General features: G+C 40.5%; 32 protein-coding genes and 1 tRNA gene. 14 read left to right on the plus strand and 19 right to left on the minus strand.

All coding sequences use genetic code 11. The annotated features are described in order from the left end of the window. Window positions 1-59 precede the first annotated feature (59 nt). From zwf to OKIT_RS01820, 3 genes are all read left to right on the plus strand, one after another. Complete coding sequence (zwf, locus tag OKIT_RS01810) at window positions 60-1532, plus strand: glucose-6-phosphate dehydrogenase (RefSeq protein WP_007744804.1); 1473 nt, start codon at window positions 60-62, stop codon at window positions 1530-1532. Window positions 1533-1642: 110 nt separating this feature from the next. Next, window positions 1643-2152: a QueT transporter family protein gene (locus OKIT_RS01815; RefSeq protein WP_007744805.1), complete on the plus strand. Its 510-nt coding sequence runs from the start codon at window positions 1643-1645 to the stop codon at window positions 2150-2152. 15 nt (window positions 2153-2167) lie between these two features. After that, a complete protein-coding gene (locus OKIT_RS01820) occupies window positions 2168-2860 on the plus strand; it encodes a hypothetical protein (protein ID WP_007744807.1) in 693 nt (230 codons plus the stop codon). 46 nt (window positions 2861-2906) lie between these two features. Here the strand turns inward: OKIT_RS01820 and gpmA are convergent, their stop codons facing one another. The 12 genes from gpmA to OKIT_RS01880 form a co-directional block, all read right to left on the minus strand. After that, window positions 2907-3620: a 2,3-diphosphoglycerate-dependent phosphoglycerate mutase gene (gene gpmA, locus OKIT_RS01825; protein WP_007744809.1), complete on the minus strand. Its 714-nt coding sequence runs from the start codon at window positions 3618-3620 to the stop codon at window positions 2907-2909. Between the two features lie 56 nt (window positions 3621-3676). Beyond that, window positions 3677-4969: a D-alanyl-D-alanine carboxypeptidase family protein gene (locus OKIT_RS01830; RefSeq protein WP_007744810.1), complete on the minus strand. Its 1293-nt coding sequence runs from the start codon at window positions 4967-4969 to the stop codon at window positions 3677-3679. 58 nt (window positions 4970-5027) lie between these two features. Continuing rightward, window positions 5028-6173: a sensor histidine kinase gene (locus tag OKIT_RS01835; RefSeq protein ID WP_007744814.1), complete on the minus strand. Its 1146-nt coding sequence runs from the start codon at window positions 6171-6173 to the stop codon at window positions 5028-5030. Between the two features lie 3 nt (window positions 6174-6176). Continuing rightward, a complete protein-coding gene (locus tag OKIT_RS01840) occupies window positions 6177-6869 on the minus strand; it encodes a response regulator transcription factor (protein ID WP_007744816.1) in 693 nt (230 codons plus the stop codon). Then, complete coding sequence (locus OKIT_RS01845; RefSeq protein WP_007744817.1) at window positions 6869-7672, minus strand: DUF1129 family protein; 804 nt, start codon at window positions 7670-7672, stop codon at window positions 6869-6871. Before OKIT_RS01845 ends, OKIT_RS01840 begins: the two co-directional genes overlap by 1 nt. 72 nt (window positions 7673-7744) lie before the next feature. Continuing rightward, entirely contained in the window at window positions 7745-8848 is a 1104-nt protein-coding gene (ychF, locus tag OKIT_RS01850; RefSeq protein ID WP_007744818.1) for a redox-regulated ATPase YchF, read from the minus strand. A gap of 60 nt (window positions 8849-8908) precedes the next feature. Next, entirely contained in the window at window positions 8909-9088 is a 180-nt protein-coding gene (locus OKIT_RS01855) for a DUF951 domain-containing protein (RefSeq protein ID WP_007744819.1), read from the minus strand. A 5-nt stretch (window positions 9089-9093) separates the two neighbouring features. Beyond that, window positions 9094-9981 carry a ParB/RepB/Spo0J family partition protein gene (locus OKIT_RS01860; RefSeq protein WP_007744820.1) on the minus strand — a complete coding sequence of 296 codons (888 nt, stop codon included), beginning with the start codon at window positions 9979-9981 and terminating at the stop codon, window positions 9094-9096. Further along, complete coding sequence (locus OKIT_RS01865; protein WP_007744821.1) at window positions 9971-10177, minus strand: hypothetical protein; 207 nt, start codon at window positions 10175-10177, stop codon at window positions 9971-9973. The genes OKIT_RS01860 and OKIT_RS01865 overlap by 11 nt, the downstream gene beginning before the upstream one ends. Then, window positions 10149-10928: a ParA family protein gene (locus OKIT_RS01870; protein WP_007744822.1), complete on the minus strand. Its 780-nt coding sequence runs from the start codon at window positions 10926-10928 to the stop codon at window positions 10149-10151. The genes OKIT_RS01865 and OKIT_RS01870 overlap by 29 nt, the downstream gene beginning before the upstream one ends. After that, the gene (gene rsmG, locus OKIT_RS01875) at window positions 10921-11655 is read right to left on the minus strand and encodes a 16S rRNA (guanine(527)-N(7))-methyltransferase RsmG (RefSeq protein WP_007744823.1); all 735 of its coding nucleotides are present in this window, start codon (window positions 11653-11655) and stop codon (window positions 10921-10923) included. The genes OKIT_RS01870 and rsmG overlap by 8 nt, the downstream gene beginning before the upstream one ends. Further along, complete coding sequence (locus tag OKIT_RS01880) at window positions 11645-12817, minus strand: AI-2E family transporter (RefSeq protein WP_007744825.1); 1173 nt, start codon at window positions 12815-12817, stop codon at window positions 11645-11647. Before OKIT_RS01880 ends, rsmG begins: the two co-directional genes overlap by 11 nt. A 96-nt stretch (window positions 12818-12913) precedes the next feature. On the opposite strand from OKIT_RS01880, the gene OKIT_RS09690 reads away from it, so the two are divergent. After that, entirely contained in the window at window positions 12914-13090 is a 177-nt protein-coding gene (locus tag OKIT_RS09690; RefSeq protein ID WP_007744826.1) for a hypothetical protein, read from the plus strand. A gap of 26 nt (window positions 13091-13116) precedes the next feature. Here OKIT_RS09690 and rlmH read toward each other — a convergent pair whose 3' ends face one another. The 4 genes from rlmH to yycF all read right to left on the minus strand — a co-directional run bounded on the left by rlmH (window position 13117) and on the right by yycF (window position 17701). Then, window positions 13117-13599 (minus strand): 23S rRNA (pseudouridine(1915)-N(3))-methyltransferase RlmH, encoded by a 483-nt coding sequence (rlmH, locus tag OKIT_RS01885; RefSeq protein WP_007744827.1) that lies wholly within the window; start codon window positions 13597-13599, stop codon window positions 13117-13119. 151 nt (window positions 13600-13750) lie between these two features. Continuing rightward, window positions 13751-15019, minus strand: coding sequence for a S1C family serine protease (locus OKIT_RS01890; RefSeq protein ID WP_007744828.1), 1269 nt, complete (start codon window positions 15017-15019; stop codon window positions 13751-13753). Between the two features lie 49 nt (window positions 15020-15068). Further along, window positions 15069-16973 (minus strand): ATP-binding protein, encoded by a 1905-nt coding sequence (locus tag OKIT_RS01895; protein ID WP_007744829.1) that lies wholly within the window; start codon window positions 16971-16973, stop codon window positions 15069-15071. Between the two features lie 11 nt (window positions 16974-16984). Further along, window positions 16985-17701 (minus strand): response regulator YycF, encoded by a 717-nt coding sequence (gene yycF / locus OKIT_RS01900; RefSeq protein WP_007744830.1) that lies wholly within the window; start codon window positions 17699-17701, stop codon window positions 16985-16987. Window positions 17702-17797: 96 nt separating this feature from the next. Between yycF and OKIT_RS01905 the strand changes: the two genes are divergently transcribed. The 9 genes from OKIT_RS01905 (at window position 17798) to OKIT_RS01935 (ending at window position 22498) form a co-directional block, all read left to right on the plus strand. Beyond that, window positions 17798-17870, plus strand: a tRNA-Lys gene (locus tag OKIT_RS01905). 260 nt (window positions 17871-18130) lie between these two features. Continuing rightward, window positions 18131-18337, plus strand: a complete 207-nt coding sequence (locus OKIT_RS01910) for a hypothetical protein (RefSeq protein WP_007744831.1) — start codon at window positions 18131-18133, stop codon at window positions 18335-18337. Continuing rightward, entirely contained in the window at window positions 18330-18533 is a 204-nt protein-coding gene (locus OKIT_RS01915; RefSeq protein ID WP_007744833.1) for a hypothetical protein, read from the plus strand. The genes OKIT_RS01910 and OKIT_RS01915 overlap by 8 nt, the downstream gene beginning before the upstream one ends. 2 nt (window positions 18534-18535) lie before the next feature. After that, window positions 18536-18703: a hypothetical protein gene (locus tag OKIT_RS09600; protein ID WP_007744835.1), complete on the plus strand. Its 168-nt coding sequence runs from the start codon at window positions 18536-18538 to the stop codon at window positions 18701-18703. 500 nt (window positions 18704-19203) lie between these two features. Then, the gene (locus tag OKIT_RS01920) at window positions 19204-19590 is read left to right on the plus strand and encodes a type II toxin-antitoxin system RelE/ParE family toxin (RefSeq protein WP_007744838.1); all 387 of its coding nucleotides are present in this window, start codon (window positions 19204-19206) and stop codon (window positions 19588-19590) included. Window positions 19591-19602: 12 nt separating this feature from the next. Then, a complete protein-coding gene (locus tag OKIT_RS01925; RefSeq protein WP_241778152.1) occupies window positions 19603-19896 on the plus strand; it encodes a helix-turn-helix domain-containing protein in 294 nt (97 codons plus the stop codon). 919 nt (window positions 19897-20815) lie between these two features. Next, the gene (locus OKIT_RS09325; RefSeq protein ID WP_241778153.1) at window positions 20816-21196 is read left to right on the plus strand and encodes a hypothetical protein; all 381 of its coding nucleotides are present in this window, start codon (window positions 20816-20818) and stop codon (window positions 21194-21196) included. 157 nt (window positions 21197-21353) lie between these two features. Beyond that, entirely contained in the window at window positions 21354-21494 is a 141-nt protein-coding gene (locus OKIT_RS09605; RefSeq protein ID WP_155811384.1) for a hypothetical protein, read from the plus strand. Window positions 21495-21610: 116 nt separating this feature from the next. Next, the gene (locus OKIT_RS01935; protein ID WP_007744844.1) at window positions 21611-22498 is read left to right on the plus strand and encodes an Rgg family transcriptional regulator; all 888 of its coding nucleotides are present in this window, start codon (window positions 21611-21613) and stop codon (window positions 22496-22498) included. A gap of 42 nt (window positions 22499-22540) precedes the next feature. Here the strand turns inward: OKIT_RS01935 and OKIT_RS01940 are convergent, their stop codons facing one another. From OKIT_RS01940 to OKIT_RS01950, 3 genes are read right to left on the minus strand one after another with little or no spacing between them, the layout of a single operon-like run. Next, on the minus strand, window positions 22541-23611 hold the full coding sequence (locus OKIT_RS01940; RefSeq protein ID WP_007744845.1) for a hypothetical protein: 1071 nt from the start codon (window positions 23609-23611) through the stop codon (window positions 22541-22543). Then, entirely contained in the window at window positions 23604-24311 is a 708-nt protein-coding gene (locus tag OKIT_RS01945) for an ATP-binding cassette domain-containing protein (protein ID WP_007744846.1), read from the minus strand. Before OKIT_RS01945 ends, OKIT_RS01940 begins: the two co-directional genes overlap by 8 nt. Before the next feature lies 1 nt (window position 24312). Next, window positions 24313-25605 carry an ABC-2 family transporter permease gene (locus tag OKIT_RS01950; RefSeq protein ID WP_007744847.1) on the minus strand — a complete coding sequence of 431 codons (1293 nt, stop codon included), beginning with the start codon at window positions 25603-25605 and terminating at the stop codon, window positions 24313-24315. 120 nt (window positions 25606-25725) lie between these two features. Between OKIT_RS01950 and OKIT_RS01955 the strand changes: the two genes are divergently transcribed. Beyond that, window positions 25726-26130 carry a hypothetical protein gene (locus OKIT_RS01955; RefSeq protein ID WP_007744848.1) on the plus strand — a complete coding sequence of 135 codons (405 nt, stop codon included), beginning with the start codon at window positions 25726-25728 and terminating at the stop codon, window positions 26128-26130. The last annotated feature ends 566 nt before the right edge of the window (window positions 26131-26696 follow it).

The following is a 26696-nucleotide window of genomic DNA, read 5'->3' on the forward strand; positions in this document are numbered from 1 at the left end:
TTCACAAACTTAACTAATCCGATAGGTTATACTTTTATATGTAAAAGTTTGGAGTGAATATGGATAATAAACCTACTGAATTACCTTTAGTTCTGCTGCTGTTTGGCGGCACCGGGGATCTTGCCAAGCGTAAGTTATACCCCTCATTGTTCAATTTATTTAAAAAGGGCTACCTGCAGGATCGTTTCGCCGTGATCGGGACTGCGCGTCATGATTTAGATGATGAAAAATTCCAGGAAATAGTTCGCCAATCTATCGCCAATAACGGTACAGAGGGGCAGATTAAGGCTTTTGCCGCTCACTTCCGTTACCGCAGTCATGATGTGACCGACTTAAAGGATTATGGCAAGCTGAAAGATCTTCTGGCTCAACTGGATCAACAATACAATGCCAATGGCAACCGCATTTTCTATATGTCAGTTGCGCCACGCTTCTTTGGACAGATTGCACAAGCAATCAAGTCTGAGGGCTTAATGTCAGATAATGGCTATAACCGTTTAATGGTTGAAAAACCCTTCGGTACGAGTTTTGACACAGCACAAGAATTACAAAACCAGCTCGAATCAGGTTTTTCTGATGACCAAATATTCAGAATCGATCATTATCTTGGCAAGGAAATGGTTCAAAATATCCCAGCGCTGCGTTTTGGCAATGCCTTTATTGATGCAACTTGGAATAATAAATACATTAAAAATATTCAAGTAACACTAGCTGAGGAGTTGGGTGTTGAAGAGCGCGCCGGCTACTATAATACAGCCGGAGCTTTGCTTGATATGATTCAAAATCATACCTTCCAAATTGTCGGTTGGCTCGCTATGGAAGAACCAGCTTCATTTTCAGACAAAGATATCCGTGCCGCTAAGAACGCTGCTTTTTCAAAACTCAAGATGTACAAGGGTGAGGAAGTTGCCGCGAACTTTGTGCGTGGTCAATATGGCCGCGGCCGTGAAGTTTGGCAAAAGGCCTATACTGAAGAACCAGATGTGCCGGCCGATTCCAAAAATGATACTTACGTAGCTGGCCGTCTGCAATTCGACACAGACCGCTGGCAAGGTGTTCCTTTCTACATTAGAACCGGTAAGCGTTTGGCTGCTAAGCAGACGCGTGTCGATGTGGTCTATAAGAAATCCACTTTCGATTTTGGTACTACGAATGATGACAAACTGACCGAGCCTGTCCTAAGTATTTTGATTGATCCAGTCGGCGGCATTCAATTCTCTTTGAACGGCAAAGATGTCACAACCGAATTCAGTACCCGTTCTGACTTGCTGGCTTGGTCCATTTCTGATAAAGATAAAGCCCAGACGCCGGATCCTTACGAAAGAATGCTGCATGACGCGATGAATGGAGACGGTTCGAACTTTGCCGATTGGACTGGTGTTTCCATTTCTTGGAAATTCGTTGATCAGATTGCTAAAGTCTGGGCTGAAGATAAAGCGCCCCTTGAAAGTTACGAGTCCGCTACTATGGGGCCGGTTGCTTCCGACCGTCTATTGGCTGAGACTGGTGACCGGTGGATTTACCGCGGTTAAAAAATTAATCCGTGTTTTCAAACACAGCAGACGCTGTGTTTTTTTGTCTAATAGCAAAGGAATTGTTTTTAATCTGAAAGATCGAGCACTTTTCTTATATCATGGAAAGTATGGAAAAAAAACAAAAGAGTCAAGCTAGAAATATAACACTTATCGGCGTTGTTGCCGCTTTATACATTCTAATCGGTATGATCCCGCCTTTTAATCTGCGTGGCGGTGCCATTCAGATCCGTCTTGGGGAAGGCTTCAACAACCTAGCCATTTTCAATAAACGTTATATCATCGCCCAAACAATTGGTGTTTTCGTCTTTAATCTATTTTTTGGTTTGGGAATCGTTGATGCAATTATCGGTGGTTTGCAGACTTTAACCATGACTTGGGTAGTTTATCAGGTTACGCGGCGCATTCCTAACACAATTCTCAAATTCGTTGCTTCAACATTGATTGTCAGCATATTTATGTTTTGGATCGCAGCTGAATTAATTATTTTTTATCCTAAATTTGCTGATGGCGGCTTTTGGCTGACATACGGCATGCTCTTTATCAGTGAACTTGCTTCAATGATTGTCGGATCGATTGTCATTTACGCTGTTTCCAAGGGCATTAATTTAAAAAAATAATGAGATACTAGAGACATGAAATTTACATCCTTTCTCCATCGGGTCATTATTGGAAAAAACGACCGCGCCGAACAACAATTACAGCCTAAGCCTGTTTCACCTTCACGTGTGCAAATTTCTCTTCCGGAAAATAAGACGACTCCTGCTGCAGCTACGAAGCCAGATCTTGTCACTAATTTAAAAGCTGAAACACCCATAGAGCAAAATGACAATTCTGTACCATACAAGTCAACGCCAACCGACAATGGCACAGCTGCCTCGCTGTCTCATTTAGACATGATGATCAGCCAATTAAACCCTAGCCAAAAAATCTTGTTAGAAAATTTCGCCCAACAGTTGATTAATCGGCAGCATACCACTGACGCGGTCCCTAACGTTTCCTCAAGCAGTCCAAATAGTTTGCCATCATCACTCCGATCCGAGGCCGCCAGCATTCAAGCAGAGGATCAAACTTCTCAGGCCGCACTAGAAGAAGATAGTCGGCAAAGGGTCGCGCAAGCCAGCGAGTTCATCAATTCATTAGCACAAGATGAAGAGAAACAGACCTATTCCAGAGCAAACATCGATTTCTACAAGAAAGAATCTGCTCAAGAAGAGATTCGTATTCCGGAACGGGACGTCCGTCTAGACAATCTGCGACAGTTACTAGCTTCATCCGTCAAAGATCCTCGCGGTTTAGGCCGGATTCTTGCATCAAATCATTTTTAGATAAAAAAATCCACTTGATTTCTAACGATCAAGTGGATTTTTTAAATTACTTAGCAAGCAATTCTTTATTTGTAACTTTTAAATCCTTATCAAAATCATAAACGATTGGCTGCCCGTTGGCGATTTCAAGGCCCATGATATCAGCATCGGAAATGTTTTCAATATACTTGGACAAGGCACGCAACGAGTTTCCGTGAGCAGCAATGATCACGTTCTTGCCGGCGCGCAAATCTGGCGCAATTTTATCTTCCCAGAAAGGCATAACGCGTGTCAGAGTTACTTTTAAGTTCTCACCCAAAGGCAGTGTCTTAGGATCCAACTCAGCATAACGACGATCTAAGGCAGGATAAGTCCGACCATCTACAGTAATTGATTTCTGAATTGAGTCTTGCAATGGCGGCAAAACATCATAGGAACGGCGCCAAATATGCACCTGATCATCACCCCATTTTTCAGCTGAAGCCTTCTTATTCAGCCCTTGCAAAGCGCCATAATGGCGCTCGTTCAAGCGCCATGATTTTTCTTCAGGAATCCAAAGCTGGCCGATTTCTTCCAAAGTGATATGAAGCGTTTGAATTGCACGCGTCAGCACAGAAGTGTAAGCCTGATCAAACTCAATACCTTTTTCCGCGAGCAGTTCACCGGCCTCTTTTGCCTGGCGAATGCCCTCTTCAGATAGTTTTGTGTCGACCCAGCCATTGAATAGATTTAAAGCATTCCATTCAGATTGACCGTGACGAATAAATACTAATTTAGCCATTTTTCCTCCAAAGTTTCCTAATTTATCATAGCGCAAACGTGAACAAATTCGCTAGTCTAATGAGTTAGCCAACGCCAATATCTGACAAAAGGATTGAGTTGCCAGACGGCAGACCTCATGGTTTTTAAGTACAGTTTGCCCACCGGCTTTTGACCATATAAATAATCAAAATCACGTAAATTATTGATCCTGGTAACTAAAATACTATCCTTGGCAATATTGGCAGACCGCCGATCATAAGCAATGTGGTTTGCTGAAACCTGTTTCCTCTTGCCAGAGGTCCAAAAATTAATGCTTGAGGCATTTTGTAAAGCAATCCGGCTAGGAGATGTCTTTTGCAGATAAAGGTTTTCAGCACCCGAAATCTGTGTATTTTTAGGTATCGATAAATAGCTGCCTTGCCGTGACACCTGTGCCGCAGTCTTCGCCGTCAAATCCCAAGTTGGCCAAAGATTAGTGTAATCAGAAGCATGCATCGTCAAGACAATATAGCGATGACCATTGGGCATTTTGTTTGTCAGCGCGAGCAAAACCGATCCGGCCGCCTCAGAAGCACCGCTTTTAACGATAGAGAAAACTTTTGCATCTTGAGGAAATTGTTTGTTAAAACGCGTTAAAACAGAATCTCCGCAAAATGCATAATCGCTGGCAGGAAATGGAAAGAATAATTCCGGTGATTGCATTTCTTTGATAACTTTTGGATATTTTTTAAATAAACGGTTCGCAATTGTTGTGAGTGCTTTAGCCGAGGCCACATTCTCATCGTTATCTAAAGCCTTAGGTATTTTATCTTGGCCTGATAGGTAAACATTGTTGATGCCCACTGCATTATAAAAATGATATTGCGAACTAGGGATACCAAAGGAAGCCGTTGTACGATTCATTAAATCGGCAAAATTTCTCTGGTTGCCAGAGATGGCATCTCCTAATAAAATGCCTGTCGCATTACTCGAAATCAGCAAAGTCGCATCCAATAACTCCTTCACTGTATATGCCTGGCCTGCCTGCAAGGGTATATTCATAAGTTCGCTATTACGGGAAAGTGCTTGAATTTGCGGCGTTACTTTTATGCGCTGCTGCCAAGACAATTTCTTTTGCTGGACAGCTTGATAAACTAAATAAGCCGTCAGCAACTTGCTAGTAGAGGCGATAGCTAAATTTTGATTCGGATTCTTCTCTGCAATGATTTGTCCACTATCGAAGTCGGCAACCAATGATGCGGCAGCCTTGTTTTGAAGCTGAGCCGGTTTCCCACTAATGACCGGTAATACTCGGCTAGGTACTTTTTCGTTGATAAAAACACCAACTACACAAGAAGCGACCAGAAATAAACACAAAAGGCCGAGCAAACACGCCATTATTTTGTGTCGAAACCTGTGCTCTTTAAACATATAATTAGACCGACGATTAACCACGAGGCATCCCCAAAGAAGCGTCCAAGGGAAGTTCGATCACAAAACTCGTCAACTGAGAATTGGATTCCGCTCGAATTGTCCCGTGATGCTGTTGAGCAATGCCTTGTGCAATGGCAAGGCCCAAACCGGTACCAGAGATATTTTTGTTTCCCGATTGGTCAACACGATAAAAACGATCAAATAGCTTGCTCAAACTCGACTTAGGGATCTGCTCGCCATCATTTTGCACTTTAATCTCGACCTTGTCTTCCTTTGTGGCTGCGGTCAATTTGATAAAAGTCATGGTTTTGCCATATTTAAAAGCATTATTGATCAGATTCATGAATAAACGAGCCAATTTTTCCGGATCAGCCACGATCTGAATCTGGTCCGGGTGAGTCAGACTAGACATTGTAATAGCGTGTTTGCGAGCCTCCAACTCAAACTGCACAATCAGCTGGTCAAAAAATTCAGAGATTTCCATCGGCTGGAAATGCAGATTTTCGCCGCTAGTCTGTGTTTGGGAATAGGAAAAGAGATCTTCCACCATCGATACCAGCTGCTGTGCTTTGGTATAGGCAGTTGAGGCATGCTTACGCATCTGATTAACCGGCATATTCGGGTTCGATTCAATCAGACCCAGATAACCAATAATTGATGTCAGCGGTGTTCTCAAATCATGGGAAACATTAGTGACCAACTCCTGCTGCTTGCGTTCATTTTGACGTTCTGTATCAAGGATTTTCTGTTTTGAGGCTGTCATTTGATTGATTTGCAAAACGAGGCTCGTGACCATAGGATCAATCGATGACATTTTAATCTGATCATTATCTTCTGTTTGATTAATTTTCGTAATTTCAGCCGAAAGCCGTTTTAGCTGAATTTGCTGATATTCACGTAAAAATAAAAATACCCACAGCGCAATACCCAGCAGCAAGATCAAAACAAAGCCCCACCATTGGTAATTTGCTGGTGTAAAATTTTTGCCATTAAACAAAATATATGCCGTCGTTTCAAAACGCCCGCGGCCAACTTTAAAATCACCGGATATGAGTGCTGCAATTAAGCCAAAAACAGCCCAGTCTAAAAGAAGCAGTACGAAGGCCGCGACTGCTCCAAAAAGAATCAGATGAATAATTTCTCTAGCTGTTAGTTTCATAGGCTAATTGATTTCGACTTTGTAGCCAACACCCCAGACGGTTTGAATGACTTCATCACCGTTTGTACTCTCCTTGATTTTGTCGCGTAGATGGGAAACATGAACCATCACCGTCTTTGCTGAAACGACAGATTCGGTCTGCCAGACACGTTCAAAAATTTCATCTGCAGAAAAGACCCGATTCGGGTGGCTAGCCAGCAAATAGAGGATGCCGAACTCCAAGGCTGTCAATTGAATCACTTCACCAGCAGCTGTTTTCACCTCATGAGAATCTTTATTGATTGTCAGAGCGCCGGCATCAATAATTTCAGGCGCTTCGTCTCGGACTGCATTTGACGACCTGCGCAGCAAAGAGCGGACACGAGCCATCACTTCCAATGGATTAAAGGGTTTTGTCACATAATCGTCTGCACCGGTAATCAGGCCCTGAATCTTGTCCATATCGCCCGTTTTAGCAGAAACAATCAAAATAGGAATATTTGTATCCTTGCGAACGGCTTTGACCACATCAAAGCCGTTCATCCCCGGCATCATCACATCCAAAATCATAAGTGCGATATCTGGATTAGTATTGAGTTTTGAAAGCGCCTCTTCGCCTGAATAAGCCAAAATAGGGTCATTGCCCTCATTTCGAATATAAATCTCCAGTAATTCAGCAATTTCTTTATCGTCGTCAACCACTAGAATTTTTGTCATTACTTCTTCGTCCTAACTTTTTTCGCTTTCGGATATTTCTCGCGATACTTAAGTGCTGCATTTGTTGCCAAGCTGCCAATAATTAAAATTCCCTTTGGCAACGGTGACTGCCTGCGCCAAATATAATAAACTGCCGCACCAACCACCGCAATCGTAAATAGCCATGCTGAATTGAGTGCTGGATTTATAACAGGCGGAATAATCAAAGCCAAGCCGGAAAACGCACCAACCCAGACCACACCGGCAACTAAGGTGAATAAGACCCGCTGCCAAACAGGGCGCCGCTCTTTTTTACTAGGATTCGGGCTGACAATTCTAAGAACAAAGACATAGGCTGCACCGGTAATAATCGCCCAGATAAACAACGTCACAACACCTACGCCTTGGTTTCGGCCATTACTGGTCAGCATTGTCAAGCCATACAACGCTGCCAGTATAATCAAAAGCGTCCAGCTGGTATCAATGAATTCCAGCCAAAAACTAAAGTCAAATAGCTGCTCACTGATTTTTGGACGCGCACGTCTATCAGCGGGTGCAGCCTTTTTCCCTTGCTGCATCTGTGCAAGTTTTCTTCTACGTTCAGCTGCGCCCTTAGGGTCGACTAAATCCTGGTAATATTCACTGGGAGTGCCAAAAAGTTGACGAGCCGTTTGACCAGTTTTTTGTCCTGCCAAAAGTTTTTCAGTGACATTGCTGATTGTTGAATTTGTTTTATCATCATCAAAACTTTTCGATTCGCCGAGAAGTTTTGTTAAATGAAAAACAAATTCCTGATTTCGTTTAGAAAGTTCGGAATTTGCCATGAAGCCTCCGTGTAAAATTATACTAAAAAGGCGAACAAATTCTTAAGATTGTTCGTCCGCGTTTGAATTTGATTAAACATTGAAACGGAAATTGATAATATCGCCGTCAGCGACCAGATATTCTTTGCCTTCAGAACGAAGCTTCCCAGCTGCTTTCACAGCAGCCATCGAACCCAATTGATCCAGATCCGTATAGCTGACAGTTTCAGCTCGGATAAAACCTCTTTCGAAGTCGGAATGGATAATACCGGCTACTTGCGGTGCCTTCATGCCTGCTTTAAAAGTCCAAGCACGGGTTTCTTTACCGCCAGCCGTAAAGAAAGTCCGCAGGCCCAGCAAATGGTAGGCCGTTCTGATCAGACGATTTAATCCAGCCTCTTGTACGCCGGCCATTTCCAAAAAATCAGCTTTATCGCTTTCAGCCATTTCAGAAATTTCTTCTTCTGTTTTCGCCGCTAAGCCAATAACTTCCGCGTGATCTTTGGCCGCATAATCAGCGACTACTTGGTAAAGAGGTGATTGAGAAGGATCGGCCATGTCATCCTCAGCGATGTTAGCTACATAGAGCATGGGCTTGTCAGTCAAAAAGAAGAGGCCGTGCACAATTTTAGCTTCATCCGTATCAAATTCGAGGCTACGGACCGGTTCTCCAGCCTCTAAAACGGGTTTGATTTTTTTTAATAATTGATATTCAGCAATGGCTTCTTTATCTTTAGAATTGACAGCTGCCTTTTCAACTTTGCTATAACGATTATTGACATGATCTAAATCAGCAATAATCAATTCTGTATTCAGTGTTTCAATATCTTCTAAAGGATCAACCTTACCAGAAACATGTGTAATTTCTGAATCTTCAAAAGCTCGGACAACTTGGATAATCGCATCAGTCTGGCGGATATTTTCCAAAAACTTATTGCCTAATCCTTCGCCTTTAGATGCGCCTTTGACAATACCGGCAATATCTGTAAATTCAAAAGTCGTGGGCACGACCTTATCGGCTGGCTCGATTTCTTGAATTCTGACCAAACGTACATCTGGTACTTCGACAACCCCAACGTTTGGTTCAATTGTGGCAAACGGATAGTTGGCCATTTGAGCACCAGCTTTCGTGATCGCGTTAAAAAGGGTCGATTTACCTACATTGGGCAGACCAACAATTCCTGCAGTTAATGACATATTTACTCCTGATTCCTTATTTATTCTACTATTTAATTTCCGGCAAACAAAAAGGCCTCTTCAGCCCTTAATAATTTTGCTCAAGCGTTTTTCAAAATCTTGGCGGGTCATCATAATCACACGATGGCAATTCGTACATTCAATCTTAATATCAGCACCCATTCGAACGATTTTCCAAGCATTCGCCCCGCAAGCGTGTGGCTTTTTCATTTCAACAATTGTATTTAGCGTGTAGTTCATTAAATTTAGTCGGCATTAACACCGAGTATTTCCAAAATACGATTTAACTCATCTTGATCCGAAAAACTGATTTCAAGTTTCTTTTTAGATAAGGAAACTTTCGTTGAAAACTTATCTTCAAGTCGTTTCTCGATTTCCTCGGCATAGATATTAGTCTCACTATGTTTTTTCGTCAACGAAACCGGCTGCTTTTGGCTCTGCCCGCGAACTAATTCTTCGACTTGACGGACAGATAATCCTTCTGACACAATTCTGTTGGCCAGCGCCACCATCTCGGCTGGTGTATCCAAGCCCAGCAGAGCTCTGGCATGCCCCATAGCGAGCCTGCCATCGATCATAAACTGCTGAACCGCTTCTGGCAGATTCAATAAACGCAACGTGTTTGTAATTGCTGCTCGTGACTTGCCCAGTTTTTCAGCTACTTGAGACTGCGTCAGAGCCAGCTCCTTCATATACGAATTAATGCCCTGTGCCTCTTCAATCGGATTTAAATTCTCCCGCTGAAGATTTTCAATGATAGCCAATTCAATCATGGCACTATCTGAAAGCGTCTTTTCAATAACCGGCACTTGAGTCAAACCAGCTAACTTTGCCGCACGAAAACGACGTTCTCCAGCAATAATTTGATAACTGCTGCCGTGTTTTCTGACAATCAAAGGCTCGATCAAGCCAGTTTGCTTCAGCGATTGTGCCAGCTCAGCCAAAGCCGTCTGATCAAAAGTCTTTCTGGGTTGATATGGATTAACTTCTAATGACGACAGTTTTAATTGTAGTAACGATTGGCCAGCCGTGTCTTTTGGAGCAACTTTTGCAACAGCCTGCAGCGTCTTTTGATCATCCTCATCAGAAAACAAAGCATCAATACCACGGCCTAAGCCGCGTTTATTCGCCATCTATGGTCGCCTCAAACTCGATAACCGTATAAAAATGGCCGGGTTCATGACGATGATTAACATCTGGTGTTCCTACAAAAGAAGCAACAACATGTCCACCAGAATATGCCAGATAGTCATTTACCTTCTGCTCGTGAAGGTGATAATCACCAGCAGTATGTATAATTTCAACTTGGTTCACTTTCTTCTGTGCCATCTTTGCTAATAATTTCCTTTACTAATTTATTGTATGCCCGTGCACCCGATGAAAAACCGGCAAAGTCAAAAATTGACTGCCCAAAACTCGGAGCCTCTGTTAAACGCACATTGCGAGGAATCGTAATCGAATATGTTTCCTCTGGAAAATGCTTTTCAACTTCCGCCACCACTTGCCGGCTTATTTTTGTGTGTGTAGTCATTGTCATCAAAATACCTTCGATCGTCAAGCCTAAATTACCATGTTCTTTAACTAAATCAATGGTTTTTTTAAGTTGGGCCAAGCCTTCCAAAGCAAAGTATTCTGCTTGAACAGGAATCAAGACAGAATCAGCTGCCATTAAGGAATTTAAGGACAATAATCCTAATGCTGGCGGGTTATCGATAATCACAAAATCATAATTTTCTTTTTCCTGGGCAATTTTCCGTTTGAGGATCATTTGCCGATTTTTCTTCTTGGTCAATTCAATCTCTGCACCGGCTAATTCCGGTGAAGACGGCAGGATATCAAAATTATCTGTCCGCTTGAGAATGGCAGATTTAACCGAACGATTAGAAATTAAAACATCGTAAGCATCAAAATTAATCTCTTTTTTGTCAACACCAGCGCCCGAAGTCGCGTTGCTTTGAGGATCCAAATCAATCAAAAGAACTTTCTGTCCATTTTTAAGCAAACCAGCTGCGATATTCAAGGCTGTGGTTGTTTTACCAACACCGCCCTTTTGATTTGCCAGCGCAATTACTCTAACCATTTTTCCCACCAATTGGCGATCTTTTTGGCGTACCGGCCTTCCGTGGATACTTGTTTTTCGTTGGCTCAATCTTATCGACCACTATCAAAACACGCGGATCGCCATTGGGCAATTCGAAAGAAAATGACTGTGAAGCGCGGCCGCCTAGTTCTTCGAGTGCTTTGCTGGCGTGGAAAATTTCGTTTTCATCGTGAACGGTCTTCATGAGAATTGCTTTGCCGCCGACCTTAACAAAGGGTAACAGCAGTTCTAATAAAGTATTGGTTCCCGATACAGCCCGCGCAATGGCAAAATCATATTTCTCACGAAAATTAGGATTCTGCCCAAAATCTTCGGCACGGCCATGAACGGTCTCAACGTCATCTAACGACAGTTTCCTAACAAGCTTGTCCAGAAAAACAATGCGTTTCTGCAGCGAATCTAACAAGGTCAGCTGTAAATTTGGATCGGCAATTTTTAAAGGGATTCCTGGAAATCCAGCTCCGGACCCCACATCAATCAACGAGAATTTTATAGTTGGATTCGGCACCGGCAGAAAGATCAAGGGTGTCAATGAATCATAAAAATGTTTCAGCCAAATATCCCCTGGTTCTGTAATAGCTGTTAAGTTAACTTTTTCATTGTAGGCCAGCATAAAAGTCAAATATTCTCTAAAAAGACCAATTTTCTGCTCTGAAATCGGCAGACCTTGTTTTTCCAATGCTGATGCAAATTCCTCAGGCGTCATTTTTATTCTCCTTATTAGCAGATTTTTTCAATAATTTCGCTGAGTCCGCTGAACTAACTTCGCCCACAGCATGCTGTTCATCTTTTTTTAATTGATAAATGTTGTAAACAAAAATCACGAGAGTTCGGATAATTGCATATATCGGCACGCCCAAAATCATTCCCGGCAATCCCCAAATATTACCGGCAGAAAGCAGAATGATAATAATGGTTAAGGGGTGAATTTTCAAATTACGCCCAATCACATTGGGATAAATCAGGTTGCCATCTAATTGACTAACAATGATAACGACCAAAGCCACAGCCAAAACTTGTTGTGTGCTAATTGTGATCGCAATCAACATGCTGGGTACCATACCGATAAAGGGGCCAACGTATGGTATTAAAACGCACAGACCTGCAAACAACCCTAACAAAGGCGCAAAGGGCTGCCGAATAATCAGATAACCAACCATGACACAGATCATGACAAACAGCGCTTCGATAAATTGCCCACCAATATAACGGCCGATGGTACTATTCATGCGTGCCGCCAAATCGTTGACCTCTTTAGCGCGGCTAGGAAAAATAAAATGGTTCACAAAGGGAACGAATCGATCAGCATCAGCCAGCATATAAAAGAGCATGATCGGAATTGTAATGATGTTGATCGTAAAAGTAGTCAGAAAGGACAGAGCATTCCCCAAGCTGCTGAGCGAGACTCTGAGAAAGGTTGACGAATATTTACTGATTTGCTGTTGAAAATCATTGGTCCGAATCTGCCAGCCGAGTTGTTTAAACCAAGTTGATCTTAACCAACTATTCACATTTTTCCTGATACCATTTGCAAAATCGGGCAGCGTTCCTAAGAGATTGCTTATTTGACCAATTAATTGGGGCAGAAAGGTCACAAATAAAGATGCAATAATAATCAGAAATGCTGTGAAGGTCAAAACCACAGCTAGCATGTGTTTCAGATTAAAATGTTTTTCCAAAAAATCAACTACCGGATGCAGCAGATAATACAGGAAACCCGCCGCAATAATCGGAATAAAAATTGTTCGGAAAAAAATGCCAATTGGCTCAAAAATAAAGCTCAGCGAAGAAAGAACTAAGATCAAGATTGCGAGCAGCAAAACTTCAACGGTCCAGTAAAGCAATCTATTTTTTTTGATAAATTCCATTAACTAAATTATAGCTAAGATTGCCGTCTTACTTGCTTTTTCGGGCAAAAGCACGTAAAATAAACAATTGCTTAAAATATTCCTAGAGGTATAGTAATGTCTAATAAAAATTTAACCGGCAAGTCGCCTTTCAACAGCTTCTCAACACCGCGCCCTGTCTCTCACAACCAACAAAAGAAAAACCAATTAAAGCGTACTGCTCAACTGCAGCAATGGGCTAAGGGCGTCGAAGGCGTCGAGCTTCCTAAAGCTGTTAAGATTAACGGAAATTGATTAAACTCGCACTTATCTGCGGGTTTTTATTTGTGGTAAGGACTGCCTTCGTTGATCATAAAGGCCCGATATATCTGTTCGGACAGTACAACTCGAGCCAATTGGTGCGGCAAAGTAATACGGCCAAAGGAAATTTTTTGGTCCGCTCGCTGTTTAACTGCGTCAGATAACCCTAAAGAACCGCCAATCACGAAATCAATTGTTGAAAAGCCATCTAGGGGAATCAATTTTAGCATCGAGGCTAATTCCGGAGAAGAAATAAGTTTGCCTTCAATCGCCAAGACAATTACATAATCTCGGGGACCGATTTTGTCCAACAAACGCTGGCCTTCTACTTCTAAAATTTCTAAATTTTCTGCTTGACTGGCCTTTTCAGGAGTAGCTTGATCCTTAACAACACAAATTTCCGTCTTGGCAAAACGTGAAAGCCGTTTTGTATATTCGGCCAATGCTTGCGAATAGTATTTTTCTTTAATTTTGCCAACGACGATAATCCGAATATTCAGCATATAAACAATTATACTGTTCGTCTACTTTTCCACTTTTCCACACGAACAAAAAAATTTTTCGATAATACAAAAAGCCGATTTCTCGGCCTTTAGCGTGTTCGTATCCAAAGTTATCCACAGATTTTAGAAAACCTTAATAATTTGTGGATAGCTATTCTTTTAAGGATTCACTCATTTTAACGGTGACAGTTTTTTGATCAGCACCGCGATAAAAACGGATTCTGACCGAATCGCCAACAACCATTTTGTAGATAATATCCCGCATGTCCGCTAAATCACTAACGTGCTTGCCATTGACAGCAACAATCACGTCATAACGCTTCATACCAGCTTTTTTGGCTGGTGATTTGCTATCCGAAAAACCAGCAATAACAATGCCGCCTTTGACACTATTAGGCAGTTTCAAACGATTCTGCCTATCATCAGTGGAAACCTCGCTGAGATCAACTACTTGTACGCCTAAGGCCGGACGAGTCACCTTGCCATCCCGCACTAATTTATTCACAATATCAACAACTGTGTTTGATGGGATCGCAAAACCCATCCCCTCAACAGATTCGCCGCTGGTCGTCTGAGTCAATTTTTGAGAATTAATGCCAATTACTTGTCCAGCTGTGTTAACCAAAGGCCCGCCTGAATTTCCCGGATTAATCGCGGCATCAGTCTGAATGGCGACCGAATCGCCATAATTCGTTTTACCATCCTCGGATGTATTTGAGACAAGTCTTTTCGGTGCTGAAACGATGCCTTGAGTCACAGAAGAGGCATAATCAGTTCCAAGAGGCGATCCAATGGCCAAAACAGTCTGGCCTGTCTGAATTTGATTTGAATTGCCGAATTGAGCAACGGATTTGACACTACTATTAGGAATTTGCAGGACCGCTAAATCTGTCATCGCGTCCGATCCGATTAATTTGGCCGTTACTCGCGTGCCATCATATAAAACGACTTGCAGACGGTTAGCACCTGCAACCACGTGCCGATTGGTCACAATATAAGCAGCTGCATCAGCAGAGCGGTATATAACACCCGATCCTTCAGATACGGTCTGCAGGCTATTACCGGATGAACTGCTGGAACTGGCAAAAAAACTATCAGCCGAGCTGCTGCTATTACGCTGTTGGTTAAGTACTGAAACAACAGCACCCTTTAAGTTGTTATAAACCTTACTGGCATTTGTTTTTCCAGAAATCACAGGTGCTTGAATTGTTTTTCGGCCGGACAAACTAGAAAAAGTCGGCCCATTGGTCGAGCCGTTCGTCTGCAGATAAAGATAACCAGCCCCAGCGGTAATACCACCACCAAGAATACCGGCAAGTAAAATCGTCACCAATAGGCGGCCGCCATGATTATGGTGATCATTTGTGCCTTGATCGTTTATGGTATTTTGTTTTTTTTCTTGATTTGAATCTTCAGTCACTGCAAAGAGCCTCCGTCAAATATTATCTGGATTAAAGATTAAAGGAACATTAATTGAAGTCGAGTTTTGATGCACTCATATCAACTTTTGGCAAAGTAACAAAGAAAGTCGTACCGACATCAACAGTGGATTCAACACGTATTTTGCCATTCAAAGCTTCAACAACTTCTTTTGAGATAGCTAACCCTAATCCTGAACCACCTTGCTTTCTGGCTCTGGACTTATCTACACGATAGAAACGGGTAAAGATATTATCTAAATCTTTTTTAGGAATACCAAGGCCATGATCTTTCACGCTCAAAACGATACTACGATCAGTCTCTTGGATATCAACTTCAACATTGCCACCATCTGGTGAATAATTAATGGCATTATTGATCAAATTATCGACAACTTGAATGAACTTCTCCGAATCGATTTCAACATAAGTCGATTTTGCCTGGTCATAGTTTCGAATGATGTGGTAAGTATGATTGGCGTGCATCGAATGGCCTTGTTTGAACATGACATCGAAACGATCAATCACGTAATTCATAAACTTTGTGAAATTAACCGGTTCGGTTTCCATTTTAGTCCGCCCTTGATCCATTCTTGATAATTCAAGCAGATCGTTAATCATACGAATCATACGCTGGGTCTCATCATGAGCAACACCCAAAAATTCAGTCGCAATCTCCTTTTGCGATAAGGCACCTTCCTGTAAGGTTTCGATATAAGAGTTGACGGATGTCAATGGTGTGCGCAATTCATGGCTAACATTGGAGACGAAGTTCTTCTGATCAGTTTCCAACTTCAGCTGCCGCGTGATATCACGCAAAACAACAACACCGCCGGAAATAAAACCCGATTGACGACGCACAAGGCTGGCAACAATATTTAATGTAATGCCGTTAGAGCCATCAGGCTGAACGGCAAAACCATGTGCAGACTGAAAAAGATCCCGTAGCGTGATTCTCTTATCAACAAGCTTAAGGAGATCAGAAATATTATGCCCGACTGCACTGTCCGAATTCGACAAATGAAGCAGATCCAGTGCCGCCTGGTTAATAATCGTAATCGTCCCGTCTCGCGTGATCGCTAAAACACCATCGGTCATGTTGGATAAAAGAGAATTCAGACGATCCCGCTCCATATTAGAAATCGCTGTCTCAGAAGCAATCGTATCTGAGAGATCGTTAATCTGGGTAGCCAGGATACCGATTTCATCTTTTGACTTAATCGTATTTCTCCGCGAATAATTGCCACGCGTGATTTGCCCCGTCTGATCTGCCAATTCTTTGATAGGCTGTGTCAACAGGCGTACCATCAAAAAACCAATCATAATGGCCATCAGCAGCGGAATAAACAAAGCACCAATAAACATACTGGTGATGTTTGCAATTGAAGCATAGATGGATTCCATGCTAGCTGTATAAACCAGCACACCTACAGTTGATTTACGATCACCGGGCTTTGTTTCCAGAGGTACCATCAATGTTTCATAGCGGCGGCCCAAAAGGCGCGTGCGAAAACGCCGCGTATAGGAATCGCTGCTGGATAAAGCCCGATAGATATTGTTACGTGCTCGGCTGCTCGTCACCGAAGAACTATCAATACCTTGTCCGACCAGCTGCTTCATTTCAACAGTCAGGCTGCCGCGGATAACGCCTTTTTGATCAACTACATAGACATAATCCTGATCAGTAGCGCCACCAATCGTAGACAATGTCTCGTTGATTCGCTGATTAGCCTGACTAGTATCAGAAACTTGCAGATCGGAGATCAGCTGGTTTTCAATTGTTTTCGGAATTGAGACACGCGCATCAAAAGACTGTATCAGCTGTGACGAATATTGATTGACAAAAAAAGCGCCAACTAGACCCAGAGTTATCAGCGTAATAGATGTGAAGATCAAGGCAATTTTAAAATGGACTGATCGAAAGAATCTGGAAATAGAGTTGGAAATATTATTCATATGTTACTTATTTATTTATGGACACTATCTGGTTTGATGAAATAACCAACTCCGCGTTTTGTAATTAGAATTTCAGGACGGCTAGGCGCGTCTTCAACCTTTTCGCGCAAACGGCGAACGGTCACATCAACGGTTCTGACATCCCCAAAGTAATCAAATCCCCAAACCTCGGTCAGCAGGGCTTCACGAGTTAGCACTTGTCCTGGGCGACGGGCTAAATAATGCAAAAGGTCAAATTCACGGTGAGTCAAATCCAGATCAACACCATTTTTTGTGACAGTATAAGCATCAGGTTTAATGACAAGATCAGCAACCTTAATTTCTTTTTGCGACTTGCCGTCAGCAGCGTCAACACCTGGCAGCGTTGCATCTTGTCGGCGTAAATTAGCTTTTACCCGCGCTACAAGTTCGCGATTAGAAAAAGGTTTGGTTACATAGTCGTCAGCGCCCATCTCAAGGCCGACAACTTTATCAATCTCGCTGTCTTTGGCAGTCACGATAATGACAGGTGTCGATGATTTAGAACGGATCTGACGCAAGACTTCTGTACCCTCTATTTCCGGCAGCATTTGGTCTAAAAGCACCAGATCTGGATTTTCTGCGGCGAAAACATCCAAGGCTTCGCGCCCGTCAAAAGCAGTTACGACATCGTAACCCTCTTTTTGCAAATTAAATTTGATGACATCAGAAATCGGCTTCTCGTCATCAACAACTAGAATTTTGCTCATATTTAATATTATACCAGCCAAGAAATAATTTATTTAGAGAAAGGCGGTTTGTGCTTGTATATTCGCAGGCAGTCGTGATAAAATATTAACTTGTTCGGATGCTTAGCTCAGCTGGCAGAGCAACGGACTCTTAATCCGTGGGTCCAGGGTTCGATCCCCTGAGCATCCAGAGCGATATGTTGACAAGGCGCTTTAACCGCATGGTTGAGCGCTTTTTGTTTGTTTTAGTGTTGCAGATAAGTCCTGATATTACTTACAAAAGTAATACGAAAAGTAATATCATTTTTAAGCAAAGTGAGGTTATGAAGATGACTTTACACACACAATCAGTCTCTACAATAAACTAGAAAAGAGATAGAAACATGTTCTATACAGTTAGTAAAGAAACGTTTGAAGAAACAGATTACAAAGCCTCAGCTCCATGATCTAATGTTTATCCTGAGCGACTATGGTGGTTTAATAACAGACAATGCAAGCCCTTTTAATCATGATGGTGCTTATGATGCCTATCAGCATGTCGCTAGCGTCACTGGTGCGATTGTCAGCCTTGTAACCGAGATTGACAACAACCTGAGCAAAATGGAAAAAGAGGATATGGCTTATAAGAAAACTGTCGAGGTGGCCGCTCATGATTGAAAATGAAGCATGGGACTTACTCGATAGGGCAAGTTCATACAGTACTCGACTAGAGAAAATGATCGGTAGCTTGAAACTAGATGAGCTAAGCAGTAAGCAAGCCATTATCAGATTGAGTGTGATCTTCTCACTGTCGCAAGCCGTCAGAGATGATATTAAGGCCTTTAAAGACGTGACAAAAATAGAAAGAGAATAATAATGTGGCTGCTGATTACAATTATTTTGCTAGTTGCCTGCTTTAAACTCCTTGGCAAGCTATTGCCTTATCTACTGATTGCTTTAGTGGTTCTATGGTTGATTAAGCTCTGGTGGCTGATTGTTATTCTAGTTGCGGGTGGCTTAGCTTTAGCTAAATATCATAAATGATAAAAAAAGCGTCCATAATGGGCGTTTTTGTTTGCTTGACGGGAATATTATGGGTGTGCTTGTAAGCACGGTTGTAAAAACTTTGCTGTGTGGATGCATCCACGGCTGTTAAAAATAATGCCGGCTTAAAACTCAAAGCCCCCAGTATTGACCGTCTAACAGAGCGCACACATTGCCATCATTTTGTGTCAAAGCAAAATTTTTAAAACTTTTTAGGTGGGGGTGGGTGTGGATAACTTGCCTTTTTTACCTGAATTTAGTTTGTTTTAACTGCTTTGGTTCGTGATTTAGTCATTAATCTGTGCAATTACTGAAATTAATTGCCATAAAGCGAACGATTTTAACTGTTTTTCTATTGAGTATAGGTTTTAAGCTAGTCATATCAAGGGCTTAGAGCGTTTTTAGCGATAATGTGGTGCTTATTCTAACCCTAAAAACGACTTTTAAGCTCATTAAACACGCCTCATCATATTCACATTCAATAGCATTCATGCTATTATATGGACGTGATAGATAATCCAAAATTTGAAGATATAAAACGTGCTGATGGCACGAGTGAATTTTTTGATTATTTATCTGGACTATCAGACAAAGAACAAGCCAAAATATTAAGCCGGATCAAAAACATTGAAGAGTTCGGTATTCAAATTGCCCAACAGAACCAATGGGTGGCTTATCTGGATGATAATTTATACGAGATACGCTCACGAGTTGGTAATAGTCAGCAAAGAGAGATTTATTTTAGACTAGAGCAGAATGTTTATAAGATTACACACGGCTTTATAAAGAAGACAAAAAAGACACCTCCTAAAGAATTAAGGCATGCACAAGAGGTAAAAAAACGTTTTCTTAAAGATTGGCAAAAACAAAAAGGGTCAAACGATTAGTTAAGGAGGTACATGATGGAAAAAGGCTTTAAAGGTTCGATAGATGACTATATAGCAGCTAAGCGGCAGCAGAGTCAAGCGTTTGCTGATGAATACGATCAAGAAGATATCCGACTAAAATTAGCCGTTATGATCTCTCAGAAAAGAAGAGAAGCTAACCTCAGCCAGGCACAGTTAGCAGATAAGGCAGGCTTGCCTCAGTCTACAGTCGCTCGGATTGAGTTAGGCGATAACTACCCCTCTAGTAAAACCTTGCAAGCGATTGCTAAGGCATTGAATAAAAAGCTCAGTGTCCAGCTTGTTTAACCAGAAGCTAGCTAAAAGGATTGAACAAAACTATGGATAAAGAAGATGTGAAGTTATTAGAAGAGAGTATCGGAGATGTTTCTAAGGCATTAAAAGGCGATCTGAGCGGTATTTCTGAGATTGTGCATCTTAATAAAACTGCTTAATCTGAGTGCATAGATAACCATCACACAACCGTTTTAGTCATCACTAGAGCGGTTTTTTGTTGCCTTGCGGGTTGAATTTTCTTGAAAAACGACTTTTTTATCAAGGCAGCAGCATACCGTTCAGTAGCCGATCATTGCTCAGCAGAAAAACGATATGGGGGTGCTATCTGCACTCAGGAAGCCTAAAAGACCGCTGTCAGGGCTGATAAGCCAGTCTAGTCCGCTAGGTAGAGGCAATGAAACAAGTTGTATCTGTGCTATATGGTGTGTCTGAGAAGCAATAAGACTAAGTGGACAAAGTGGGCGATAAATGTCGATTATTGACCTGCTTTAAGCCATTTTTAAGCTGTTTTAGCCCGATTAGAACCACTTTCCTGTTATGAACTAATGAGTGGTCATAGGCCTGATCTGTCTCTGTTACTAACGCTGCTCAGAACCTGTTAAAACTTGTTATCAAAACAACCTGCGTTCTCTGATAAGGCGGTGGTTGATTAAGGGTCTATCAGGCGTGACTAGGTTACACCGTTTAAAAGTTCTATCGGAGAACCTTAGGCTAGCTGTCTGTAATCAGTCAAAACAACAGGTTAGAACGAGAACGAGGCAAAGCGCCCGAATTCTTGGGCTGTCCTGTTTGAGGATGATTATGCAGTGTTCACCAGCGTAGTGATATGCGACTGGTCATACTGCAAAATACTGCATTGAAAACCTGTTAAAACCTGTCATTAAATCATGGCCGTGGCGAGCTTCGTGTTGTTAGAGTTGCCCATTCTGGTATGGTTCCACAACCATCACTGAAAAAAGGAACTTCTTATGAAACCTTGCCTAACCAAGCGGCTGATAGAATGCGACAGCTTTATTCGTCAGAGGGTCTCTCTAAGACCACCTTAGTCTCACAGACGATTTTAAAAGCTGTCAGTTCTAGTAGTCAACCAACGAGTTCTGCTGCTCAACCAGCAGTGGGCACAATTGTGAATCGGCCACAAGGCGCTTGGGTAGTGACCTTTGAACGTAATCTCTACAATGGCTACAAAGTCACACCTAAATACTATAAATATTATGGTAATGGGCTTTGGGAAGTTTGGGTCAAGGAAATCAATACGCAGGATTATCCTTATGTTACTGTCGACCAGTATACAGGTAACTTCCACGGTTAAAAGAAAGATTTAAATTAAAAGCCTCTCCATGATGTTCTCGTGGCAGAGGCTTTTTATATGTACCGGTATTTTTTTGGTTAATTTACTTTTTTGTGAATCGCCTGTGGCACTCAAATTGGTCTATACTTAATTACAAATTTATCAAAAAGGAGAGAAAATGAAAAAAACGATAGCCATCATTTTGGTGATTTTTGATGTAGTTATTATTATTCAACCTCATGACATCACTAAACTTAATACAACAAATCATAATTATTCTGCGCTGCAAATTCAGGATCAGAACAATATCCAAGAATGAGTACCCCAAAAGAAAGATTGATGATGATTAGGACACTTATTATCATAATTTTCAAACGATGTAATTAATCGACTTGGTGGCTTCGTTCAGAAATTTTTTGGATACAATACTTGTAAATGGCTGAGGATAGGACAAGTCAGATCAAAAAAATGGGCATAGCCTTTAAGACTCTAAGAAAGGATCGCGGTTACGCCATCAGAGATGTAGGCGATAAGATCGTTTCTGCCTCAAATTTGCGCAAATTTGAAGAAGGATTGATTGATATTTCGGCGACTAGATTAATTTATCTATTGGGCAGGATGCACGTTAGTTTTGCGGAATTTGTTAACTTCGTCGATCCTAATTTGGATACAGAATACAGTGTTTTTTTAACAAAAGTATCCTCGCTATATTATAAAAATGACCAAAAAACCTTAGAGAGCGTTATTGAAAATGAAGCAAAAAAATATTTCAACAGCCAAGATGAGTTCTATTTAATAACTGAGGCCACTGCTGCAGCATTACGAAAAAATATCGATCACAGCTATGTCGTTGAAACAAGTCTAGCGCGTCAAGTGTCAGATTATTTAATGAGGGTTGAGATTTGGGGCGGCTTTCAGATTTCAGTTTTTGGTAATTGCTTGGCAATTATTAATTCAGAAACAATTAAAACTATTACTCGAGAATTCACTAAAAGAATTAGTCGATTAAAAAGTAGTTCGAATAACTATACCGAGTTTTTATTATCACTGGTTAATGCTGTTGGCACCATGACGGATCGTGGACACTTTGATTATGCCAGAGAGCTGATTAATTTCATCAGTAGTCTGGATATTCCTCAAATTGATTTGATATTCAATTTTAAATTAAGCTTTTTTAAGAATTTGCTATTCCTCGAAAAAAAACAAGCTCTATTGCAGAATGATAAACTAATTGAGTCTTTAATCTTAATGAATCTTGATCAAACGGCTGCGGCTTATCGCGAGTACTTGAATAATTTTTATAAACCAAATCAGCATGCCTGAATGATTCATGAATTAAAAGGCTTCAAGCGAAGTATTCAAAAGTCACCACCAAGCAAGAAGAAATAGCATCTTGGGGTTAGATAGAATTTTTTGGCCAATTTGAGTGTCCATTATAGTAAAGAAATTGTAGGGAATGCTGTTTTTAGAGAGGAAGTAAATTATTCCAGCTGACCCAGAAAATAGAAGCAAAGAATACAGAATTCCTTTCACATGACTAATAATCAAACTTAAAAGTAAAGTCAAGAAAATTGAGAGTAGGACACCAATAATCACTTTTCCTGTTAATTGATTTAGAACAGTACTTTTTGTTTGGTTTAAAGAAGTACTTGCGAACCAAGAATATTGGCCACCTTTTAAGTAAGGCACAGCAAAGAAAATTGAGAGGACGGCGCTTTCTAAGAAGGACAGAATTGTCCAAAAAAATAATTGTATTAAAGCAAAAAGTACGACCGATTTGAACCAATCAACTTGGCGGTGACTATTCAGAACCATGAAATACTTATTGGAAGAGTTTTTATCTAATAAAAACCCAGCTAGAATTAGGATGGAAGCGACACAGACTAAAGGTAAAAAGAAAAAGTAACTGGCATAAGTTGATAAAAAATTTGGAAAAACAGAACTATAGCGTTCGCTTTCTAGGGCCAGGTGCTGCTTCAGAAGGTGATGATATAGTTTGAGTTCGTGCTGATCATTAAATTGGTTTACAAAGAGCCCGTTGCCACTATTCTTCTGGTTATAAAGATTGATTTGTTGGTGAAGCATCACAGCCGATCGCAAATATGCTTGCCCGCGGTTATCTTGGAAATTTGTTAAAAACTGCTGAGTATATCGGGATAAAATGACCCCATCTTGAATTTGCTTTTTAATTTGTTTATAGGCACGCGAACCCGGTTCCTCTTGAGTCAATTTTTGTTTGAGATTAGTGATTGTAAGTATATAGCTATTATTAACGTTGTTTCTGATTTGGCCTAAATAATTTGTTCGTTGGATATGAACCTGTTCATTAGAGTAAACAAAAACAGCTAAAGGCAAAAGAACAAAAAATGACAAACCTATCCAACGGCTCAAAGACTTTCTTGTCTTTAAAAACTCAAATTTGAGAGAACTAAACATCGAAATCCTCCAAGTTCATATAAAGCTCTTCGTAAACTTTTTCGGTCGATTCTTGGTTGTTTAATTCTTTGAGCAAGATTTTGTGTCCTTTAACAAAGAAAACATTTTTGGTAATCTTGTTTAACTCATCCAAATTATGGGAGGAAATGAGCAATGTGCTTCCTTGATCTCTTAATTCAGTGACTACTTTCCTTACAATCGCTAAGCTAGTGGGATCAAGCCCGTTGAGGGGCTCGTCCATTAAGATTAGTTGAGGTTTCGTTATAATGGCCAAGCCTAATAATAGCCGCTGCTTCATGCCCAAGGAATATGAGATAATTTTCTGATCAATGTAGTTACTCATACCTAACACGTGAGCCACTGTTTCAATCTTTTTTTGATCAACGTGATGTTGCTCGCATACAAAGTTTAAATGTTCACGGGCCGTTAAATAAGGATAAAGGACACGATTATCTTGTAGAAAAGATGCATAATTAAAAAAAATATCAGGAGTATCTTTTTGCCCAAATATATCGATACGGCCGTTTTTCACTGCTAGTAAGTTTGCGACAAGGTTCAGCAAAGTAGTTTTGCCAGAACCATTAGGTGCAACGAGACCATAAATACCTACTTTAGTAATCTCTAAATTAGCTTCATCATAAATTAGTTTGCTCCTATATGAAAAGCTTAAATGATTAATCTGAAGAATGTCCCCACTCATATTAAATACTCCTTTTTTTGTTAAAAATGAGATATCCTATCAATAAGCATATAGTCGTGGCTGTTAACAGGATGAGCATGGTTAGAGATTGATTCCCAGAACCTGCTTGAAAATAACTATACCCATCAATAGCTTGGCTAGTATTAAAGTATGTTATTGGAACGTAAATCCAATGATTAATAAACATACTAGAAAAAAGAATTAAAGAACAGAAAATAGCAGTTGCCCAAATTTGTTGAAACCAGACTCCGAATAGAAAAACTAAAGAAAGAAGGAAAGCAACAGTCAGCAAAACAATCGGAAGGGCAACCAACAAGCTCGAGCCAATAGTTTTAAAATAATAGCCTGCTTGTAACGGATCATTTTTCCAGAAAAAAATCGGATAGTTTAAACTTCCTGAACGGCCCAAGCAAAAAGTTATGAAAATTAGAATTCCCGCCGGGATAACTACGAGTAACATTGATGAAATCAGTGAAATGGCATACTTGACGAAAAAAAATTTCTTTTTACTAATTTTTTGCGTTAATAGCCAAGTACCGGACAAGGAATTTTGAAACTCGCTAACTAAATAATAAGTAAAAACCAGAATTAAAGAAAAATAAAAAATAAGAGGTAGAAACTGATTCTGTAAGATACTATACAAATAATTCCAACCATAAGTATAAAATCGAGAAAGGTAGAGCCGAGCGGATTTTTGATAGTTATGAATTTGAGTATTATAGTTGAGACCAAGCGTATTTGGAGCTGATATATAATTGTTAAAAATTGTTTCGTTAGACAAAAGCCGACTAGGGTAGAGAAAGTACAACTTTTTGTTTTTAATAATGGACATTTCTTTTGCTGTTGACTGCGTCTCAATTGAATCAGAGCTGTTCGATCCGTCTAACCATCCAAGCGATGGGTTAGTCGTGCCGTTACTGAAATAATTTACGTCAAAACCAACCGTATTAGCGCTGTAAGGAAGAACTGAGGCCTGTCTAATGATACCTTGGTTGTTTTCAATTGACCGAAAATATCCTTTGAAATATTGTGCCGGGTTTTTCAAATCTTGGAGCTCTCGTTGATACATCCGATTAAAGATCTGTCGCGTATTTCCATCAACATGTACGTCTCGCTTGTTAGCCAAAATTTGTTTATCAATTTCATTTCGGTAAAAATTTAAGAACTGTTTTTGTGCATAAAATTGATAAACAAATCCAACCAATAAAAATATCGAAATTACCAAAGCCAGTAGCAAAAAAAATTTTTGCCGAATTAATTTTCTTATCTCAAAGCTTATGTAAGTCTGATCCATTAGAGGGCAATTCCTTTACAACATCTTAATTAGCTAACATTATAAATCATGAAAAATGTTCCTGTTTTTTTTCACTATATATGGTGAAACTTACCCTTTTTTAATCCAACTAAACCATTTATGGTGTTTTTTGTTTCGATTTCCAAATCTGTTCTTAAATACAAGTTAAATGCTAAAAATAAATTTTTAGCATTCAACAAAAAAAATAGAGAAACAGGTGAAATATTCATGAATAAAACAGTACAGATTCTCAAATTATCAGTAGTGCCGGTTTTAGTTCTCTTATCAACAACGGTAGCTACTTTATCTTTAAATACTTCCACTAATTCCGCACCTCAGATTACGGCCTACGCTGCCACTAGCCAAAAGCGAGTTAGCATAGGTATACATTCAAAAACTTATCCAGCATTAACGTATCATTATTCTCAAGCTGGATATTCAGGCACTTTGTCTAGAGTTGCCGTTGAAAGAGACGCTGCAACGGGGGAATATATTGGTATATATCAGGGCACGGTTTATCAATAATTCAATAATTGATATTTTCTATCTCTAAATTGCTCAAATTTTTAGACTAAAGAGGGCATCTGTTAAAGGCTGCACCCTTTTCAAAAACGAAGGATGGAAGACCTGTCGAAAGACAGGCCTTTTTTGTTGACTGCTAGGTGTGTACATCAAGCGATAAAGAGGGCTTGTTGCAGGGTCTGCTATCTGTCTTATAAGCGGCACAAAAGCAAAAGTAAGAAAAAGCCTATCAACTAGGCTTTTTTGTTTGTTCTGTAAACATGTTTCAGAAACAAATTTTGTTTTTCTCATCGTTCTTAAAATGCAAATGATTTTGATCCTGGTGATATTTGGTTACTGCTGGCTAGTGCATGATTTTATATTGCGTAGTTAGCTCTGCTGGCATGTGACTATTGATTGCTTGAATAATATGACCAAACTTGTGTTGGAGTGTCTCTTGTTAAGATGACAGCTGGCTTGCCTGTAGGCTGAAACAAAGATAGGAATCAGACTCAAAAAAATTCAGAAGAAATATAAGATTTTTTAGGTATCGACAATTAAAACATGATTTTCCCTCAGGAACCAATCTG

The sequence above is a fragment of the Oenococcus kitaharae DSM 17330 genome, assembly GCF_000241055.1.
GTDB lineage: Bacteria > Bacillota > Bacilli > Lactobacillales > Lactobacillaceae > Oenococcus > Oenococcus kitaharae.

What these genes read in the sequence shown, in the direction of transcription:
- OKIT_RS01860 (WP_007744820.1), bottom strand. Translation starts at nt 9,981, where the DNA reads ATGGCGAATAAACGCGGCTTAGGCCGTGGTATTGATGCTTTGTTTTCT.
- OKIT_RS01870 (WP_007744822.1), bottom strand. Translation starts at nt 10,928, where the DNA reads ATGGTTAGAGTAATTGCGCTGGCAAATCAAAAGGGCGGTGTTGGTAAA.
- OKIT_RS01955 (WP_007744848.1), top strand. Translation starts at nt 25,726, where the DNA reads ATGGTGTTTTTTGTTTCGATTTCCAAATCTGTTCTTAAATACAAGTTA.
- OKIT_RS01935 (WP_007744844.1), top strand. Translation starts at nt 21,611, where the DNA reads ATGGCTGAGGATAGGACAAGTCAGATCAAAAAAATGGGCATAGCCTTT.
- OKIT_RS01895 (WP_007744829.1), bottom strand. Translation starts at nt 16,973, where the DNA reads ATGAATAATATTTCCAACTCTATTTCCAGATTCTTTCGATCAGTCCAT.
- OKIT_RS01815 (WP_007744805.1), top strand. Translation starts at nt 1,643, where the DNA reads ATGGAAAAAAAACAAAAGAGTCAAGCTAGAAATATAACACTTATCGGC.
- OKIT_RS01820 (WP_007744807.1), top strand. Translation starts at nt 2,168, where the DNA reads ATGAAATTTACATCCTTTCTCCATCGGGTCATTATTGGAAAAAACGAC.
- OKIT_RS09600 (WP_007744835.1), top strand. Translation starts at nt 18,536, where the DNA reads ATGTGGCTGCTGATTACAATTATTTTGCTAGTTGCCTGCTTTAAACTC.
- OKIT_RS01950 (WP_007744847.1), bottom strand. Translation starts at nt 25,605, where the DNA reads ATGGATCAGACTTACATAAGCTTTGAGATAAGAAAATTAATTCGGCAA.
- OKIT_RS01880 (WP_007744825.1), bottom strand. Translation starts at nt 12,817, where the DNA reads ATGGAATTTATCAAAAAAAATAGATTGCTTTACTGGACCGTTGAAGTT.
- gpmA (WP_007744809.1), bottom strand. Translation starts at nt 3,620, where the DNA reads ATGGCTAAATTAGTATTTATTCGTCACGGTCAATCTGAATGGAATGCT.
- OKIT_RS01925 (WP_241778152.1), top strand. Translation starts at nt 19,603, where the DNA reads ATGATGGAAAAAGGCTTTAAAGGTTCGATAGATGACTATATAGCAGCT.
- OKIT_RS01845 (WP_007744817.1), bottom strand. Translation starts at nt 7,672, where the DNA reads ATGGCAAATTCCGAACTTTCTAAACGAAATCAGGAATTTGTTTTTCAT.
- OKIT_RS01915 (WP_007744833.1), top strand. Translation starts at nt 18,330, where the DNA reads ATGATTGAAAATGAAGCATGGGACTTACTCGATAGGGCAAGTTCATAC.
- rsmG (WP_007744823.1), bottom strand. Translation starts at nt 11,655, where the DNA reads ATGACGCCTGAGGAATTTGCATCAGCATTGGAAAAACAAGGTCTGCCG.
- yycF (WP_007744830.1), bottom strand. Translation starts at nt 17,701, where the DNA reads ATGAGCAAAATTCTAGTTGTTGATGACGAGAAGCCGATTTCTGATGTC.
- OKIT_RS01910 (WP_007744831.1), top strand. Translation starts at nt 18,131, where the DNA reads ATGTTTATCCTGAGCGACTATGGTGGTTTAATAACAGACAATGCAAGC.
- OKIT_RS01840 (WP_007744816.1), bottom strand. Translation starts at nt 6,869, where the DNA reads ATGACAAAAATTCTAGTGGTTGACGACGATAAAGAAATTGCTGAATTA.
- OKIT_RS09690 (WP_007744826.1), top strand. Translation starts at nt 12,914, where the DNA reads ATGTCTAATAAAAATTTAACCGGCAAGTCGCCTTTCAACAGCTTCTCA.
- OKIT_RS01835 (WP_007744814.1), bottom strand. Translation starts at nt 6,173, where the DNA reads ATGAAACTAACAGCTAGAGAAATTATTCATCTGATTCTTTTTGGAGCA.
- zwf (WP_007744804.1), top strand. Translation starts at nt 60, where the DNA reads ATGGATAATAAACCTACTGAATTACCTTTAGTTCTGCTGCTGTTTGGC.
- OKIT_RS01920 (WP_007744838.1), top strand. Translation starts at nt 19,204, where the DNA reads ATGGACGTGATAGATAATCCAAAATTTGAAGATATAAAACGTGCTGAT.
- OKIT_RS09325 (WP_241778153.1), top strand. Translation starts at nt 20,816, where the DNA reads ATGGTTCCACAACCATCACTGAAAAAAGGAACTTCTTATGAAACCTTG.
- OKIT_RS01940 (WP_007744845.1), bottom strand. Translation starts at nt 23,611, where the DNA reads ATGTTTAGTTCTCTCAAATTTGAGTTTTTAAAGACAAGAAAGTCTTTG.
- OKIT_RS09605 (WP_155811384.1), top strand. Translation starts at nt 21,354, where the DNA reads ATGAAAAAAACGATAGCCATCATTTTGGTGATTTTTGATGTAGTTATT.
- rlmH (WP_007744827.1), bottom strand. Translation starts at nt 13,599, where the DNA reads ATGCTGAATATTCGGATTATCGTCGTTGGCAAAATTAAAGAAAAATAC.
- OKIT_RS01855 (WP_007744819.1), bottom strand. Translation starts at nt 9,088, where the DNA reads ATGAACTACACGCTAAATACAATTGTTGAAATGAAAAAGCCACACGCT.
- OKIT_RS01945 (WP_007744846.1), bottom strand. Translation starts at nt 24,311, where the DNA reads ATGAGTGGGGACATTCTTCAGATTAATCATTTAAGCTTTTCATATAGG.
- OKIT_RS01865 (WP_007744821.1), bottom strand. Translation starts at nt 10,177, where the DNA reads ATGGCACAGAAGAAAGTGAACCAAGTTGAAATTATACATACTGCTGGT.
- ychF (WP_007744818.1), bottom strand. Translation starts at nt 8,848, where the DNA reads ATGTCATTAACTGCAGGAATTGTTGGTCTGCCCAATGTAGGTAAATCG.